We start from the raw sequence: 17585 nt of genomic DNA, 5'->3' as shown, positions 1-17585 counted from the left end.
ATGATTTTAAAGACCAAACTTGAGCTTCTACAGAAAGAGCGAGCGATAAACTACAGCCTAGTGGCGGAAGTGGTGCACTATTTAATGAACCACTCAGATAAAGTGCATCACCCGAAAGAAGACATTATCTACCGTCACTATTTAAAACATTACGGTAAACAGCAGGCCATCGAAGATCTGGAACTTGAACATCAGCTGCTGGCGGAGAAGACCGCTGACTTCTTAGATGTGGTTGAGATGATTCTTCAAGATGCGGTAGTTCCTCAGCAGGTGTTTATTGATCAGCTTGCAGCATTTATAGAAGCGCAGCGAAAGCACATGGAATATGAAGAGAAAGTCATTCTACCTATAATTGTCGGAGCTTTTTCGGTGCAAGACTGGCGCAGTGTTGAAGAGCTTTGGCAACAGCCCGAGGATGATCCTGTGTTTGGTGACACGATTGCCGATCAGTACCGTCAGTTGGCAATTCGAGTTCGCCAAAGTGAAGAAGAGTGTGTTTAGCTCTCTATAATAGTTGTAGGAAGAGAAAAGGCACCCAGTTGGGTGCCTTTATTTTATTGTCATCCCTAAACCACCGCCTTTGGCGGTGGTGATTGTTCCTAGGGGCTGTTGCCCGAAAACACGCCCATGTTAGAAGTAATGCTCTTATTCACCACAAGTAAGAGGAAACAAATAACATGGGCGATTATAGAAGTTCATCACACGTCTATTGGCGATGCAAATACCATATCGTTTGGCCCCCAAAGTATAGGTTTAAAATTCTCAAGGGTAATGTTGCCAGGGAACTGTATAAGTCTATCTACATACTTTGCAATATGAAGGATTGTGAAGTACTGGAGTTAAATATTCAGCATGATCACGTTCATCTAGTTGTTATTGTTCCACCAAAAGTTTCGATCTCAACATTGATGGGTATTTTAAAGGGGCGGTCTGCAATTCGATTGTTTAACAAGTTTGCCCACATTCGAAAGAAGCTTTGGGGTAATCATTTTTGGGCGAGAGGGTACTTTGTCGATACGATAGGTGTGAACGAGGCCATAATTCGGCGCTACGTTAGACATCAAGACAAGAAAGACCAAGAGTATGAAGCGCAGTTAGAGTTGAAGATGAACTAACAGCGTGGAAACGCCCCCTTTTAGGGGGCTGAAAACTAAAGCCGCCTTCTAAGAAGGCGGATTTTTACTTATCGTGTCTATTAAAGCTTAATATCGTCGAGGTCGAAATCTAAGCCAAGATTCATGTCCATGAGTTCTTTTTGAAGGCGTCGACGATCGTTAATCTCCTCAATCTCACGCCATTTGCGCTTTAGAGGCTTTGAACGCGCTTTCTGCGTTGCACGAGGTAGATCAAGTTCAGTCATTTCATCGTATTGAAAGTTATCCATAAGCTATATCTCCTTCCGTGGGAATAGTCCTTTCGGACCCATTAAATACCATAATTAATGCCACCATAACTTTGATTTGTTTCTCATTTGTTTCATATTCATGAAGGTTTCGTGTGGTTTTTTGACTTACCATCACACATGCGGCTCATATTTATGTTCAAAAATTAGGCAAACAAACTTAGGAAAACGATTAAATTCACTGTCTGAGAATGTTAATTCATTGTGCGAAGCTTATGCTCCTTTCGTTACAATGCAACCAAGCACTTATCAATGAGGTAGGTAGGAGTTTTACTTGATACTTCCAAAAACGGTGATTGTTCACTATACCTTGTAAAGCCTAGGCTGATGGCTGTTTTATAGGATGCTGTGCAGGTTAAAGAGAGATACTGTCCATTGTTGAGCTTATGTCCCGATAATGTGACTTTTATGAGGTGTTGTTGTTGCGGTTTGTGTTAACAAAAGGTGATTTTTTAGTGAAATGTCACTTTTGTATGTTACTTTTTGCATATTGATTTTTGCTAAATCTCACTGCATTATCCGCCCGTCAAAAATACACTGATACGTAAAATGGATGCATGAAGCGACATTTACAGTCTCAATCGCCGCAAGAACATAACAACGAATGCCGACACAACATTGACAGAGGCATAGGCGATTAAGAGGAAGGCTAGGAAGCATGATCGGTGCTTAAACTCAATACGAGGTTCACGTGACAGATTTAATCAATTTAATGAACGATCTTCTTTGGGGATCAATCTTAGTTTACTTGCTCGTTGGTGTGGGTATCTACTTCACCGTACGACTAGGCTTCATTCAATTCCGCCACTTTGGCCACATGTTCTCTGTTCTGAAGAACAGCCGTAAAGCAGACAGCGCTGGTATCTCATCTTTCCAAGCTCTTTGTACTAGTCTTGCTGCTCGTGTTGGTACAGGTAACATGGCTGGTGTTGCTGTTGCTCTTACTGCTGGTGGCCCAGGTGCTATCTTCTGGATGTGGCTAATTGCGATGCTAGGTATGGCAACGTCGTTTGCAGAGAGCACACTGGCTCAGCTGTACAAAACGCGTGATAACGACGGTAACTACCGTGGTGGCCCTGCATACTACATGGAGAAAGGCCTAGGCATGCGTTGGATGGGGGTTCTATTCTCTATCTTCCTAATCATTGCATTCGGTCTTGTTTTCAACGCGGTACAAGCAAACGCGATTGCAAGCGCAATGAACACAGCGTTTGACTTTGAGCGCAGCTACACAGGTGTTGCGATTGTGGTTATCTCTGCATTCGTTATCTTCGGTGGTATCCGTAAGATTGCACGTACTGCTGAAATCATCGTACCGATCATGGCGCTAGCTTATCTTGCTATTGCTCTGTTCATCATGTTTGCGAACATCGAGAAAGTGCCAGAAGTATTGGCTCTTATCTTCAAGAGTGCATTTGGTCTGCAAGAAGCAGCGGCGGGTGGTCTAGGCTACGCAATCGCTCAAGCAATGATCAACGGTATTAAACGTGGTCTATTCTCGAACGAAGCAGGTATGGGTTCTGCGCCAAACGCAGCGGCATCAGCAACGCCTTACCCACCGCACCCTGCGTCTCAAGGTTACGTTCAGATGCTAGGTGTGTTCATGGACACTATCGTTATCTGTTCAGCAACAGTTGCGATCATCCTAATGTCGGGCGAATACGTTCCTCATGGTGAAGTAACAGGTATCGAACTGACTCAACGTGCACTAACAGCACAAGTAGGTTCATGGGGTGGTATCTTTGTAGCGGTAGCGATCTTCTTCTTCGCTTTCACTTCAATCATCGCGAACTACTCGTACGCTGAAACAAACCTAATCTTCCTTGAGCACAACAACAAGAAAGGCCTAGTGCTTTTCCGTGTTATCGTTCTAGGTATGGTTATGTTTGGTTCAATGGCAACATTGCCAACAGTATGGGCATTGGCTGACGTATCTATGGGTCTAATGGCGATTGTTAACTTGGTAGCGATTATCCTGCTATCCGGTATCGTGATTAAGCTTGCGAAAGACTACAACCGTCAACTAGACGCGGGTAAAGTTCCAACGTTTGATGCGAACGATTTCCCAGAGCTTAAGTCTCAGCTAGAAGATGGTATTTGGGACGGCAACAAGAAGTAATCTTGTGATGCGGCGTTGAGCAATATAGAGCGTCCACCGTTTCTCAAATTGAAAGGCTAAGGTAGTGATACCTTAGCCTTTTTTATTGTGTGGACATTAGTGACATAGGTGTTTATCTATCGAAGTAATAGGAAGAGTCATAAAGACAAATTGATGTTTTTTCTATACTCTATCAAGCATAAAGTCAGATAACCGATTAGGGTAAAGTTATGTTAGTTGTCGTATCACCAGCAAAGACATTAGATTATGAATCACCATTGGCTACCGAGCAGTTTACTCAACCAGAGTTTATTGAACACTCTGCCGAGCTGATTGAAGAGTGCCGTAAACTAACGCCTGCAGATGTTTCGGCGCTAATGAAGGTGAGCGATAAGATTGCCGGCCTTAACGTGGCGCGTTTTGAGCAGTGGAGCGAAACCTTCACTCAAGAGAATTCTCGCCAAGCTATTCTGGCATTTAAGGGCGATGTTTACACCGGGCTTGAAGCGGAAACTCTGACGGACGCGGATTTCGAATACGCACAAAAGCACCTACGTATGTTGTCAGGTCTGTATGGTTTGCTTAAGCCGTTAGACTTAATGCAACCTTACCGCTTAGAGATGGGTACACGTTTAGCGAATGCTCGTGGTACTAACCTTTACCAGTTCTGGGGCAACCTGATCACTGACAAGCTCAATGAGACGCTAAACGCTCAGGGCGATAATGTGCTTATCAACCTTGCATCGAATGAATACTTCAAAGCAGTGAAGCCAAAGAACCTAGATGGTCAGGTGATCACGCCAGTATTTAAAGACTGTAAGAATGGTCAATACAAGGTGATCAGCTTCTACGCTAAGAAAGCACGTGGCATGATGGCTCGCTACATTATTGAGAATAAAGTGGACTCAATTGAAGCGCTAACCAAATTTGATACTGCGGGCTACTACTTTGTAGAAGAAGAATCGAACGCAAAAGAGCTAGTGTTCAAGCGCGAAGAACAGAACTAATTTTCGCTTTATCTCAACTACTAAAAAGCCCCTGACAGCGTTGCTATCAGGGGCTTTTGTTATTCTGTAGAGTTAGTTAGGTCACCGAATGAGTGACCCAAAGCGACTACTTCTTCTTTTTCTTAGCGGCTTTTTTAGCTGCTCCTTTCTTATCGTCCTTCTTCACCTTTTTCTTCTTTTTGAAGACAGGTTTTTTGTGTGTAGGACGCATACCTTCGATGAAGCGCTCTTTGATGCTCTCTTTAGTATAACGCGCAACACGCTCAATCATTGGTTGGTCGTGTGCTTCGATTAATGAGATAGCATTACCTTTCTTACCAGCACGAGCTGTACGGCCAATACGGTGCAGGTAAACGTCAGCGGTACGTGGCATGTCGTAGTTAATTACGTGGCTCACGTCTGGTAGGTCGATACCACGAGCTGCTACGTCAGTTGCCAGTAGTACATTCACAGTGCCATCACGGAAGCGAGCAATCGCATTGTTACGGCGATCTTGTGGCATTTCACCTTGAATCCAAGCACATGGGATCTGTGCACTCTCTAATTGAGCTCGAAGGTCCGCTAGGCGCTCACGTGTTTTTAGGAACACGATAGTACGCTCTGCTTGTTCAGTGATGATGTGCTTAAGAAGATCCAGCTTGTGCTCAGCTGTGTCTGCGCGGTGGTACCACTGAGTGATCTTTTTACGCTCACGTAGAGAAGATTTAGCATCGATCTCTGCTGGGTTGTTTAGTAGATCTTCAGTGAAGCCTTCAACGCCTTTACCCTCTAAAGTAGCTGAGAATAGTAGCGTCTGTTTACGCCAGCGACACTCTGCAGATAGACGATCAACAACTGGACCAAAGCCCATGTCTAGCATGCGGTCTGCTTCGTCTAGGATCAGCCATTCGATAGCACGGCAATCAAAGCGTTCAGCTTCGATGTACTCCATTAGACGACCTGGAGTTGCAACAACGATATCTTGAGTCGTGCCTAGGATATCCGCGTGCTCTTGATACATCACACCACCAGTAATGGTGAAGATATTAAGGCTGGTGTATTTTGCAAGATCACGAGCTTGGTCTGCGATCTGCATTGCTAGCTCACGTGTCGGCGTTAGGATCAGCATACGTGCTGGGCCCGCTTTCTTACGTGGGAAGTCGAGCAGGTATTGCAAAGCTGGCAGTACAAAAGAAGCTGTTTTACCAGTACCTGTTGGTGCAGAAGCTAAAACGTCTCGTCCATCTAACGCTTGTGGGATTGCTTCAGCTTGTATCTGTGTTGGGCGTTCGTAACCCATCTCGTCGATTGCTTTAAGCAGCTCTTGTTCTAGATCGAGTTCTGCAAAGGTTCTGATCACTGTTGTTTCTCCACAAGCAATAAATGTGTCTGCACGTCGTTGGCAGACGATAAAAAAGAGTAGTCGGACATTATAGAAGCATTAGTGATTAGGATCACATGGTATTTGCTACATCTTGAGATAAAAATCTTGGGTTAGGGCGATAAACGCCTCGCTGTAACCATTTTGATCGTGAATTAATAGCTGCTGGTGGTCGAGTTGCACACCGGGATCTTTAGATAGCTCAAACAAAAGACGTGTAGGCTGCTTTCTGGCGGTGGTTCTCACATCCAATCGGCGCGATAAGTGCCATCCACTCTGTTTGGCGAGCTCAATAAACTGTTCCCCTTCAACCATCGGCAGAATAAAGCTCGCAGTGGCCGATTCTGTCGTGAGTTCATAGCAGCGAACAGCCAGCGCTTTGTGATCAAGGCTAGCGGTATGACGAGCCGTAGCGCGTTGGCTATGTGCTGCTTGCTCTCCGGAATTGAAGTAGGGTGGATTACAAATGATGGCGTCGAATTGCTCTGGTAATTCAACCTCCAGCACACTACCAAAATAGAGCTGTAGACGATCGCTCCAAGGAGAGTGGTCGAAGTTAATCTTAGCGGCATGAATGGCGTCAGGGTCGATATCTATTGCTGCAAGGTTTACCGAAGGATAACGCTGCGCCAGCATCAGTGTTAACAAGCCAGTACCGGTACCAATATCCAGAACGTTTTGTTGGTGATTAAGCTGTGTCCATGCACCCAGTAGTACTCCATCGGTGCTGACAGGCATTCCACTCTGCCCACCATAAATAGAAAACTGTTTAAAATTAAAGCTTTTTGTCTCTAGCGTTTTTTCTTTCATAAATCTGCAGGTACCGGAATTTTTAACTATTTAGCTTTGTTGTTGATCTTTTGTACAGGCTTTTGTTCTGATTTGGTTTTAATTGTTGCAACTTATGAGTAGTTTATAATTGTGGCTAATTTTTCAAAACTAGTGAAATAAACTGCTTTTTGTATGAAATTGCAAATTAATATGGTGTTTTTCTGCGGTAGCTTGCAGCTGACTGAGTGTTTCGTCATTATGCGCGACTATTTTATAGATTGAATGGCAGTTTTTAGCTGTAACATTCACGCAAGCACAACATCATTTCAAAAATATAATTAAGGATTATCTGTGAAACAGAGTCTAAAACTAACAGATATTATGGCATTGGGCTTTATGCTTTTTGCGTTTTTCTTGGGTGCGGGTAACATCATTTTCCCACCTCTCGCCGGTCAATTAGCGGGCGAAAATGTCATTCCAGCGATGTCTGGTTTTCTTTTAACTGCGGTAGGCCTCCCTTTAATTACGATTGTTGCTATCGCGGTTGCTGGTGGTTCTTGGGGCCATCTAACTAAAGATCTTCCAAAACAAGCAGCGACGATCATGGCGGTGTTGATCTTCATCATCATCGGCCCAGCATTCGCAGCGCCACGTACTGGCCTAGTGGCTTACGAGATGGCGGTGAAGCCGTTCTTCATCGATGCAGCTCAAGCACACCTAACGATCTTCTCAATTGCATTCTTTGCGATTGCGATGTTCTTTGCATGGTCACAGGGTAAACTGATCGATGTGATTGGTAAGGTTCTGACGCCAGCACTCTTCATTGGTCTAGTAATTCTAGCGATTGCAGTTTTTGTTAACCCACAAGGCGAGATCGTTGCAGCACACGGTGATTACCTAACTCAACCTCTAACCAAAGGTTTCCTTGAAGGTTACAACACCATGGATACTTTCGGTTCTCTGATGTTTGGTATGCTAATCGTCGATGCGATTCGTAGCAAAGGCATCACGGATCGTGCAGCGACAACTAAGTACCTGATCAGCGCAGGTTGTATTGCGGCTGCGGGTCTAGCGTTTGTTTACATCTCGCTATTCTACCTTGGCGCGACAAGTGCTGCAGTAGCTTCTGGTGCAGATAATGGCGGTGTGGTTCTAAGCCAATACGTTCAATCTCTATTTGGTCCTTCAGGTCAGATCGTTCTGTCTGTGATTGTACTGCTAGCGTGTTTGACGACGGCTATCGGCCTTATCTCTGCATGTTCTGAGTACTTCAGCTCTCTAACACCGATGTCTTACAAAACTTGGGTAATCATCAACGGTGTAGCGTGTGCGACGGTTGCTAACGTTGGCCTAGCTCAGCTTATCTCGCTGTCAGTACCGGTTCTATTTGCACTATACCCAGTAGCAATTGCATTGGTAGCACTGACTTTCCTACGCAAGAAGCTGCCAAACCCTCAAATGGCATACCGCGTGGTTATCTTGGTATCTTTACTATTTGCTCTGATTGATGCAGCGAAAGTAGCGGGTGTAGATGTATCTGCACTGAAGATGCTACCACTGTTTGAAATTGGTATGGGTTGGTTACTACCAACAACAGCAGCTATCATCTGCATGTTCTTCGTCGGTAAATCGACAGCCCCAGAAATGGCTGAAGAGACGGTTTAATCTCTGAGAGTTAATCTGTTTTCGAACTAAATAGAAAAGGCCCCGCGACTGATTAGTCGCGGGGCCTTTTTACATTCGCTGGTTTTAATGCTCATCACTCACGTGATAGCGAGTGGTTGATGAGTTAGATCTTTTCGCTGTATTCAACCAGAACTTGCTCAACCCAAGCTGCGATTCGCTCATCGCTCAGCTCGTATTGTGAGTCTTCATCAAGAGCAAGGCCTACAAACTGTGATTGGTCTTCTGTTAAGGCTTTTGATGCTTCAAACTCGTAACTGTCGTCGTTTGGCCAGTATCCGACAAACTCCGCACCTACGGTTTTTAGTTCGTCGTGTAATAGACCCATCGCATCAAGGAACCATTCGCCATAGCCTTCTTGGTCGCCCAGTCCGAACAGTGCCACGACTTTGCCTTTTACAGGTGTGGTTGCTAGGTCATCCCAGATTTCATTCCAATCTTCTTGGATTTCACCGAAGTCCCAAGTTGAGATACCCAGTAACAGTAGGTCGTAGTCGGCCATCAATGAAAGTGGCGTCTCTTTTACATTGTGAATGTCGACTAAGTCTTCGCCGATGATGCCGCGAATCTTTTCTGCGGCCATTTCTGTGTAACAGGTGGTTGAGCCGTAAAACAGTCCAATTTTCATAGCATGTGTTCGATTTTTATTTTGAGATGGCGAATTCTAACCATAAATTGAATTCGATTGCAGCGATTATCCGCCCAAGTCGTAATTTTTATAGCTTTCATCAGGTCTGTAGCTTAATCTCAAAACAGTTTCCAATATGATGAGAATAGCTATGCAGTCGCCTCAAGGGCAGAACGCCGATCATGGTCTTGTTGAACAATTTTTAGATGCGATGTGGATGGAGAGAGGGCTTTCGGAAAATACGCTCACCTCCTATCGTACGGATCTTGCCAAGCTGCTTGATTGGATGGAAAAGAATAATTATCGCTTGGACTTCATTAGCTTATCCGGCTTGCAGGATTATCAGAGTTGGTTGGTCGATGCGAACTTTAAACAGACTTCGCGTGCCCGTATGTTGTCGGCGATTCGTCGTCTATTTCAATATTTGCATCGTGAAAAGGTAAGGGCTGACGACCCGAGCGCCTTGTTGGTGAGCCCAAAGCTGCCTCAGCGCTTACCCAAAGATCTCAGTGAAGAGCAGGTTGATGCCTTACTGGATGCTCCAGATCCGAACGACCCAATTGAGCTTAGAGATAAAGCGATGCTGGAGCTGTTGTACGCAACTGGCTTGCGTGTGACTGAGCTGGTCAGCCTAACGATGGAGAACATCAGTTTAAGACAAGGTGTGGTGCGGGTGATTGGTAAAGGTGGTAAAGAACGCTTGGTTCCAATGGGTGAGAATGCCGTAGACTGGATCGAAACCTTTATTGAGCAAGGTCGCCCTCAGCTGCTTGGAGAGAATAGCTCGGATGTGGTTTTCCCGAGTAAACGTGCCAAGCAGATGACCCGACAAACCTTTTGGTATCGTATTAAGCACTATGCGGTGATCGCAGGTATAGATACGGAACTACTGTCTCCGCACGTTTTAAGACATGCGTTTGCAACACATTTACTGAACTATGGTGCCGATCTCAGAGTCGTACAGATGTTATTGGGACATAGTGACTTATCGACAACCCAAATTTATACTCACGTGGCAACGGAAAGACTGAAGCAAATTCATGCTCAGCACCACCCACGAGCTTAGATTCAAACAATTTTAAGGTGAACTTAATGAGCGTATTACGCCGTCTTCCTCTATTGGCACTGCCTTTTGTCATCACTGCTTGTAACGCATCTGAAGAGAATGTTGAGCAGGTTAAGACTGCAGTAGAGGCAGCACCCACTCAAGCTTATGATATTAAGGCTTTGACTCAGCGTTTTGAAAAGATTGGCGTCAAAGTGACGGATGTTGTGCCATCGGATATCGATGGTCTCGTCGAGGTTCAAACCAATAGCGGTATCATTTTCTCGTCTCCATCGGGTGATCACTTCATCGCAGGTACGCTTTACTCACTGGATGAGAACGGCAAATTCAGCGACGTATTAGCGGAGCGTCAGGCTCCTATCAATGCAGCTAAGATCGCAGAGATGGCAGACTCGACCATCGAATACAAAGCGGATGATGAAAAATACGCGATTACGGTCTTCACGGACATCACCTGTGGTTACTGTGTGCGTCTACACAGCCAAATGCAAGGCTATAACGATCTAGGTATTACGGTTCGTTACATGGCTTACCCGCGTCAAGGGGCAACGGGTCAAGTCGCTAACCAAATGGCGGCTATCTGGGGCTCAGATGATCCGAAAGCGGCAATGCACGATGCGAAAGTGAATCGTCAAATGCCAGACTCGGCGAAAGCAACGTCTGAAACCAAATCTGTGATTGCTAAGCAGTACCAATTAGGTCGCGAGCTTGGTATCAGCGGCACGCCAGCTATCTTCTTACCAAGTGGTGAGCTTGTGAGTGGCTACCTGCCTCCAGCACAACTTATCCAACGCTTAGAGCAGTAATCCGCTGCTCAGCAACACGCATTTCCAAATTTACACATAAGGAATGGCCCAACTTGGTTTGGGCCGAATAGGTCATGATTGAGATACAACGTCGCCCTGAAGTCGATACCTCCGTTCTTCCTGCTGATTTGCCAGAACTACTCAAACGTATCTACGTGAGTCGTGGAATCAATAGCCCAGCTCAGTTAGAGACGGCAGCCAAAGGCTTACACTCGTACCAAAAGCTTGGCGGGATCGATGCGGCAGTTGAGTTGCTATTCAAAGCTATTCAGCAGCAGAAACGCATTATTGTCGTTGGCGACTTTGACGCGGATGGCGCGACCAGCTCTGCACTTTCTGTGTTGGCGCTGCGTATGCTTGGCAGTAATAACGTTGACTACTTGGTGCCAAATCGTTTTGAAGACGGCTATGGTCTGAGCCCGGAAGTGGTAGAGCAGGCGATTGAGATTGGCGCGGAAGTGATCATGACCGTGGATAACGGTGTCTCATCGATTGAAGGGGTACGTTTTGCCAAAGAGAAAGGCTTAGATGTGCTTGTTACCGACCACCACTTACCGGGACATGAGTTGCCGATGGTGGATGCCATGGTGAACCCAAACCTAGAGAGTTGTGCGTTTCCTTCTAAAGCTCTGGCAGGAGTGGGTGTTGCTTTCTACCTGATGATGGCGTTATGCGTTCACATGCGAAAACTCGGTTGGTTTGCCCAGCAAGGCATGGCTGAACCGAAACTTATGGAATTGATTGACCTCGTAGCACTTGGCACTGTAGCTGATGTTGTCCCTCTTGATGAGAATAACCGTATCCTGGTACACCAAGGCCTACAGCGTATTCGTGCAGGTAAGGCTCGTCCGGGAATTCAGGCGCTGATTGAAGTGGCGAAGCGCGATGCTCGTCGTTTGGTTGCGTCTGATTTCGGTTTTGCTCTTGGGCCACGTATCAATGCTGCTGGACGCCTTGACGACATGTCATTTGGTGTGGAACTGCTGATGAGTAATAACATCCACGCGGCGCGTCGTATGGCGAGTGAGTTGGATGGTCTTAACCAAACTCGTAAAGAGATTGAAGAGGGCATGAAGCAGGAAGCAATCGCTTTCTGTGAACGTCTGGAGTTTGGCGAAGCAGATCTACCGTGTGGTTTAGCACTGTTCCAACGTGATTGGCACCAAGGTGTGATTGGTATTTTGGCTTCACGCATCAAAGATAAATATCACCGCCCAGTGATTGCGTTTGCTGATGGAGGAGAGGGCAGCATTAAAGGCTCTTGTCGCTCGATTCCTGGCTTACACATGCGTGATACGCTGGATCGCATTGATACGCAGAATCCAGGTCTGATTGTTAAGTTCGGTGGCCACGCAATGGCTGCAGGCTTAACCATCATGGAAAAAGATTTCGAACGCTTTAGCAAACTGTTTGATGAAGCGGTAAAACAAGATCTTGGTGAAACGGCACTCAAAGGCATTATCTTGTCGGATGGAGAGCTGCTTCCTGAAGAATTTTCCATGCATACCGCTGAGTTTTTGCGTGCTGGTGGTCCTTGGGGACAAGCTTTCCCAGAACCAATCTTTGATGGCGAATTTAAAGTGCTTCATCAAAAGCTAGTCGGTGAGAAGCACCTGAAATTGATGCTGGAGCCACTTTACAAAGGTCACCCGACGAATGTGATGATTGATGGTATTGCTTTTAATGTCGATTTGCGTCGCTGGCCAGATGCGTCGGTTAAAACCGTGCACCTTGCCTATAAGCTGGATATCAACGAGTTCCGCGGTAATCAATCATTGCAGTTAATGATCGACAATATCGAAGCTAAGTAGCGACCAATTCGTTTACGCTAAAAGCAAAATTGAACGCGTGCCCCGGTTCCTTTGGGGCGCGTTATTGTTGTTTTTAACCTTATGTTAACCCCATTCTTATCTCGCTGATTTCCTTTTGCGCATTCATCAGCGATTGTTCGACTTTCTTATCTAAAAATTCCTGTATCTCCGTCACACTTTTGAGTACAATTCTTCGGTTAAATTCTACTCATAAATGATGAGCTAAAATGTTTGAAATCAATCCAATCAAAAACCGTCTGCAGGATGTGTCTGAGCGCACAAATATCCTGAGGGGGTACCTTTGACTATGACGCTAAACAAGAGCGTCTAGAAGAAGTAAACGCAGAACTAGAACAACCGGATGTATGGAACGAGCCTGAGCGTGCGCAAGCACTGGGTAAAGAGCGTGCATCACTGGAAGCTGTGGTAGAGACTATCGACCAACTTGACCAAGGTGTTGAAGATGTGGAAGGCCTACTTGAGCTAGCGGTTGAAGAAGAAGATCAAGAGACATTTGACGAGATCGAACCTGAACTGGCTGAGCTAGAAGCTAAGCTAGAAAAGCTAGAGTTCCGTCGTATGTTCGCAGGCGATCACGACGCATCTGATTGCTACATCGACCTACAATCAGGTTCGGGTGGTACAGAAGCGCAAGACTGGACTTCAATGATGCTACGCATGTACTTGCGTTGGGCTGAAGCGAAAGGCTTTAAGACCGAAGTAATTGAAGTGTCTGAGGGTGAAGTTGCTGGCCTTAAAGGGGCAACAGTTCGCATCTCTGGTGAGTACGCTTATGGCTGGCTACGTACAGAAACGGGTGTACACCGTCTAGTTCGTAAGTCTCCATTTGACTCAAGCGGTCGTCGTCATACGTCATTTGCTTCTGCGTTTATCTACCCAGAGATTGATGACAACATTGATATCGACATTAACCCTTCTGATCTACGTATTGACGTATACCGTGCATCTGGCGCGGGTGGTCAGCACGTAAACACCACGGAATCGGCGGTTCGTATTACTCACGTTCCAACCAACACTGTGGTGCAATGTCAGAATGACCGTTCTCAGCATAAGAACAAAGACCAAGCGATGAAGCAGCTTCGTGCAAAACTGTTTGAATTAGAGATTCAAAAGCAGAACGCAGAGAAGCAAGCGAATGAAGATGCTAAATCTGACATCGGTTGGGGTAGCCAAATCCGCTCTTACGTACTGGATGACTCGCGCATCAAAGATCTACGTACTGGCGTTGAAAACCGCAATACTCAAGCGGTTCTTGATGGCGACCTAGACAAATTTATCGAAGCTAGCCTGAAATCAGGTCTGTAAGCTTTTCACCGAAAAACAATTTTCATAAAGAAAGACAGGATACATCGAAAATGACTGATGCTGTTCAAAACGAAAACGCACAAGAAGAGAATAAGTTGATCGCCGAGCGTCGTAGCAAGCTGGATCATATCCGCAAGAGCTGCAAAGCAAACGGTCACCCAAATGATTTCCGTCGTGAGCACCTAGCTGGCGACCTTCAAGCGGAATTCGGTGAAAAGACTAAAGAAGAGCTAGAAGAGCTAAACCACGTTGTTGCAATCGCTGGCCGTGTAATGGCTAAGCGTGGTCCATTCCTAGCAATTCAAGAAACATCTGGCCGTATCCAAGCATACGCTGCAAAAGATGTTCAAAAAGAGCTTAAAGAGAAATACCAAGGCCTAGATATCGGTGACATCATCGGTGTTAAAGGTGCACTTCACAAGTCAGGTAAAGGCGACCTTTACGTGAACATGGAGTCTTACGAGCTGCTAACTAAAGCACTTCGTCCACTTCCAGAGAAGTTCCACGGCCTGACTGACCAAGAGATGCGTTACCGTCAGCGTTACGTTGATCTAATCGTGAACGAAGACTCTCGCAACGCATTCATCGTGCGCTCTAAGCTTGTATCTTCAATCCGTAACTTCATGAGCTCAAAAGGCTACCTAGAAGTTGAAACGCCAATGATGCACGTGATCCCTGGTGGTGCGACTGCTCGTCCATTCATCACTCACCACAACGCACTAGATATCGACATGTACCTACGTGTTGCACCTGAGCTTTATCTGAAGCGTCTAGTTGTGGGTGGTTTTGACCGTGTATTCGAGATCAACCGTAACTTCCGTAACGAAGGTCTATCGCCACGTCACAACCCTGAATTTACAATGATGGAATTCTACCAAGCGTACTCTGACTACAAAGATCTGATGGATCTGACTGAAGAGATGCTAAGCACAGCGGCTATGGACGTTCTTGGTTCGACTTCTATGCCTTACGGTGACGAAACTGTAGAGTTCGGTGGCAAGTACGCTCGCATGAGCATGTTTGATGCAATCAAGCACTACAACCCTGAGCACGCTGAGATTCAAGCACTAACAGAAGCAGACCTACAAGACCGTGAGAAGATGGTAGCTATCGCGAAATCTGTACACGTTGAAGTAGAAACGTTCTGGACATGTGGTCAACTTCTAGAAGAGATCTTTGGTGAAACGGCTGAGCCTCAGTTAATTCAACCAACGTTCATCACTGGCTACCCAGCGGACATCTCTCCTCTAGCACGTCGTAGCGATGACAACCCGTTCTTCACAGACCGTTTTGAGTTCTTCATCGGTGGCCGTGAAGTAGCAAACGGCTTCTCTGAGCTTAACGATGCACAAGACCAAGACGAGCGTTTCAAAGCGCAAGTTAACGCGAAAGATGCAGGTGATGACGAAGCAATGTACTACGATGCAGACTACATCACAGCACTTGAGCACGGCCTACCGCCAACAGCAGGCCAAGGTATCGGTATCGACCGCCTAGCAATGCTGTTCACTAACACGCACACAATCCGTGACGTGATCCTATTCCCAGCGATGCGTCCGCAAGCGTAATCTTTCGCTTTCGCATTTCGCGTGAATTCCAAAAGCCACCTTCGGGTGGCTTTTTTATTTCTAGGTGTATCAAAACCTTACCTACTCCGCACTCTGAGTTCGAAAAATCATTATTTGTGACATAGTCTTACTATTGAGACGAAGAATCTTAGATAGTCTCACTACTAAACGTCTTTGGCGTGAATATGAACTTGCTTGCGCAGTGAATTTCCCATATATAGGGAAGAGCAATAGTTAGTACTCGGCCAAATAAATAGAAAATTGAATAAGGAAGAAGGATGGGAACTCAATTTAAGATGGATTCCTTACCAGGCTCTCTTATCGTCGTTGGTGGTGCGTACGAGCCTTGGTTATCTGTATTAGAACAAGTGGGTTGGCAATGCACTCAGTGTGCAGACCTACGAAAGGCAGATGCACTCTTTACGGAAACCGGTCCCTGTATTGGGATCGTTGATCTAAGCCATGATGAGTTTAGTCTTAATGGCGTCGCTAATTTAGTGAGTAATAACAAACAGGTAAGATGGTTAGCTCTGATTCGTGAATCACAATTAAGTTCAGACACTATCTGCCAGTTTATCGTGAATTTCTGTATCGACTTCTTTACGACTCCGATCCCGGATGCTCAGCTACTTAGCACGATAGGGCACCAGTTAGGCATGTTAAAGCTTGAGAAGAAGGTGTGGCCAAATTACGGTTTGAACAGTGATATGGGGCTTCTAGGGGACTCTGTAGCAGTCAAACGACTGAGAGACCAAGTCAAACGAATTGGTCCGACAGACGTTAGTATCTTGATCTCAGGAGACAGTGGGGCAGGTAAAGAGACCGTTGCCCGTTCAATTCACAGACACTCTTCTCGTGCTAAGCACCCTTTCTTGACTGTGAACTGTCGTGCGCTTTCAGAGTCGAGAATCGAAAGTGAACTGTTTGGCTTGGCAGGTAAGGTGGGTGATACCCCATGTATGCTCGAAGAGGCGGATGGTGGAACGATACTGTTTAACGATATCTTAGCCATGCCTAGAAACCAGCAGATGAATCTGCTTAAGTTTTTGCAAGACGGTAAGGTTGAGACCTCAAAAGGTCTGCGCTCAGTAGATGTACGCATTCTAGCCTCAAACTCTTCAGATATAGAAAAGGCCTTGATTGAAGGGGACTTTAACGAGGAGCTTTATCATTACATTAATGTGTTGCGAATCCATGTCCCTAGCTTGAAGGAACGTGTCAGTGATATCCCTATCTTGGCAAACCACTTCTTGCATGATTACTCCAAAGAGTTCAACGCACAGGCTAAGAACTTTTCAGAGTCAGCAGCCACTGCATTGTCTCGTTACCATTGGCCAGGCAATGTGCGTGAGTTGATGAATCAAATTAAGCGTGTGGTACTGATGTCTGACTCGATCATTATTGATGAGGAGCATCTTGATTTACCAAAGCAGCAAGATGAGAAACGCAGCTTGAAGAGTATCCGAGAGCGCTCTGAGCGTGATGCCTTGATCGTCGTATTAGAGTCGCACGCGGGGCAGGTTTCGTTGGCAGCCAAGGAGCTAGGTGTTTCACGCGCTACCATGTATCGCTTGCTCAATAAACACAGCCTGATATCTGAAGGGCTAGTCTAAGCAATACTATTATTTGAAAGCCACGCACAGCGTGGCTTTTTTTTGTTTTTGCTCGAAGCTTTCTATCTGACTGAAAAGTTTGAACAGAGATAAGCTCTACAGATTTATATAATCATAGTGAATATCTTATGCTCAATGTTATATGCAACTAAGATTTTAGGTGAATGCTTTGTTTTAAGATTGTTAATAGATAAGTGGTTGAATAATGTTCTCGTTTGGATAGAATTTAATCGTGAAAGCAATGGTTTAATATCAAACCAAAAGCATTCGAATCACATCTTTTTGGATTAATTAATTAGCTTGGAGGCGCAAATGAAACATTTCGATTTTATTCAGCACATTTGCGCGTCGTTTGATCCTAGCACTGACATGGTGGCCGCTATGCCACGTCTATCAGTGATGGCCGATCGCAACACCCAAGATAAATCTAACTAATTAATCCGTAT

Annotated in this window: 16 protein-coding genes; 12 read left to right on the top strand and 4 right to left on the bottom strand. The window is 45.5% G+C overall.

Annotation, left to right across the window (positions count from 1 at the left end; genetic code table 11):
* A complete protein-coding gene (locus AC6R05_RS05250; protein WP_500646759.1) occupies nt 1-501 on the top strand; it encodes a hemerythrin domain-containing protein in 501 nt (166 codons plus the stop codon).
* A 176-nt stretch (nt 502-677) separates the two neighbouring features.
* Nucleotides 678-1115, top strand: a complete 438-nt coding sequence (gene tnpA, locus AC6R05_RS05245) for an IS200/IS605 family transposase (RefSeq protein ID WP_500646758.1) — start codon at nt 678-680, stop codon at nt 1113-1115.
* Nucleotides 1116-1195: 80 nt separating this feature from the next.
* Here tnpA and AC6R05_RS05240 read toward each other — a convergent pair whose 3' ends face one another.
* The gene (locus AC6R05_RS05240) at nt 1196-1384 is read right to left on the bottom strand and encodes a DUF3545 family protein (protein WP_152468167.1); all 189 of its coding nucleotides are present in this window, start codon (nt 1382-1384) and stop codon (nt 1196-1198) included.
* Between the two features lie 709 nt (nt 1385-2093).
* Between AC6R05_RS05240 and AC6R05_RS05235 the strand changes: the two genes are divergently transcribed.
* The gene (locus AC6R05_RS05235; RefSeq protein ID WP_032553154.1) at nt 2094-3521 is read left to right on the top strand and encodes an alanine/glycine:cation symporter family protein; all 1428 of its coding nucleotides are present in this window, start codon (nt 2094-2096) and stop codon (nt 3519-3521) included.
* 209 nt (nt 3522-3730) lie between these two features.
* The gene (gene yaaA, locus AC6R05_RS05230) at nt 3731-4507 is read left to right on the top strand and encodes a peroxide stress protein YaaA (protein WP_500646757.1); all 777 of its coding nucleotides are present in this window, start codon (nt 3731-3733) and stop codon (nt 4505-4507) included.
* A 106-nt stretch (nt 4508-4613) separates the two neighbouring features.
* On the opposite strand, the gene srmB is transcribed toward yaaA, so the two are convergent.
* The gene (gene srmB, locus AC6R05_RS05225; protein WP_032553156.1) at nt 4614-5846 is read right to left on the bottom strand and encodes an ATP-dependent RNA helicase SrmB; all 1233 of its coding nucleotides are present in this window, start codon (nt 5844-5846) and stop codon (nt 4614-4616) included.
* A gap of 108 nt (nt 5847-5954) precedes the next feature.
* Nucleotides 5955-6677, bottom strand: a complete 723-nt coding sequence (locus tag AC6R05_RS05220; protein WP_500646756.1) for a tRNA1(Val) (adenine(37)-N6)-methyltransferase — start codon at nt 6675-6677, stop codon at nt 5955-5957.
* A 312-nt stretch (nt 6678-6989) separates the two neighbouring features.
* Here AC6R05_RS05220 and brnQ point away from each other — a divergent pair, with 312 nt between their 5' ends.
* Complete coding sequence (brnQ, locus tag AC6R05_RS05215) at nt 6990-8303, top strand: branched-chain amino acid transport system II carrier protein (protein WP_150895816.1); 1314 nt, start codon at nt 6990-6992, stop codon at nt 8301-8303.
* A 124-nt stretch (nt 8304-8427) separates the two neighbouring features.
* Here the strand turns inward: brnQ and fldB are convergent, their stop codons facing one another.
* Nucleotides 8428-8949: a flavodoxin FldB gene (gene fldB, locus AC6R05_RS05210; RefSeq protein WP_150870967.1), complete on the bottom strand. Its 522-nt coding sequence runs from the start codon at nt 8947-8949 to the stop codon at nt 8428-8430.
* Nucleotides 8950-9100: 151 nt separating this feature from the next.
* Here fldB and xerD point away from each other — a divergent pair, with 151 nt between their 5' ends.
* The 7 genes from xerD (at nt 9101) to AC6R05_RS05175 (ending at nt 17574) form a co-directional block, all read left to right on the top strand.
* Nucleotides 9101-10015, top strand: a complete 915-nt coding sequence (gene xerD, locus AC6R05_RS05205) for a site-specific tyrosine recombinase XerD (RefSeq protein WP_032553160.1) — start codon at nt 9101-9103, stop codon at nt 10013-10015.
* Between the two features lie 26 nt (nt 10016-10041).
* Entirely contained in the window at nt 10042-10821 is a 780-nt protein-coding gene (locus tag AC6R05_RS05200) for a thioredoxin fold domain-containing protein (protein ID WP_032553161.1), read from the top strand.
* Between the two features lie 74 nt (nt 10822-10895).
* Entirely contained in the window at nt 10896-12632 is a 1737-nt protein-coding gene (gene recJ / locus AC6R05_RS05195) for a single-stranded-DNA-specific exonuclease RecJ (RefSeq protein ID WP_150895813.1), read from the top strand.
* 227 nt (nt 12633-12859) lie between these two features.
* Nucleotides 12860-13958 (top strand): peptide chain release factor 2 gene (gene prfB / locus AC6R05_RS05190; RefSeq protein ID WP_150895812.1). Its coding sequence is split into 2 segments (ribosomal slippage): nt 12860-12934 and nt 12936-13958, totalling 1098 coding nucleotides; the frame shifts between segments, so codons are not numbered across the junction.
* Nucleotides 13959-14008: 50 nt separating this feature from the next.
* Complete coding sequence (gene lysS, locus AC6R05_RS05185) at nt 14009-15526, top strand: lysine--tRNA ligase (RefSeq protein ID WP_152468170.1); 1518 nt, start codon at nt 14009-14011, stop codon at nt 15524-15526.
* A 278-nt stretch (nt 15527-15804) separates the two neighbouring features.
* A complete protein-coding gene (vpsR, locus tag AC6R05_RS05180; RefSeq protein WP_500646755.1) occupies nt 15805-17139 on the top strand; it encodes a cyclic-di-GMP-binding transcriptional regulator VpsR in 1335 nt (444 codons plus the stop codon).
* Nucleotides 17140-17451: 312 nt separating this feature from the next.
* A complete protein-coding gene (locus tag AC6R05_RS05175; protein WP_263641666.1) occupies nt 17452-17574 on the top strand; it encodes a hypothetical protein in 123 nt (40 codons plus the stop codon).
* Nucleotides 17575-17585: the final 11 nt, after the last annotated feature.

The sequence above is a fragment of the Vibrio sp. R11-SG3-ISO9 genome (assembly GCF_059834255.1).
Note: the sequence above shows the minus strand (reverse complement) of the source record. Positions and strands in the feature narration are given on the sequence as shown.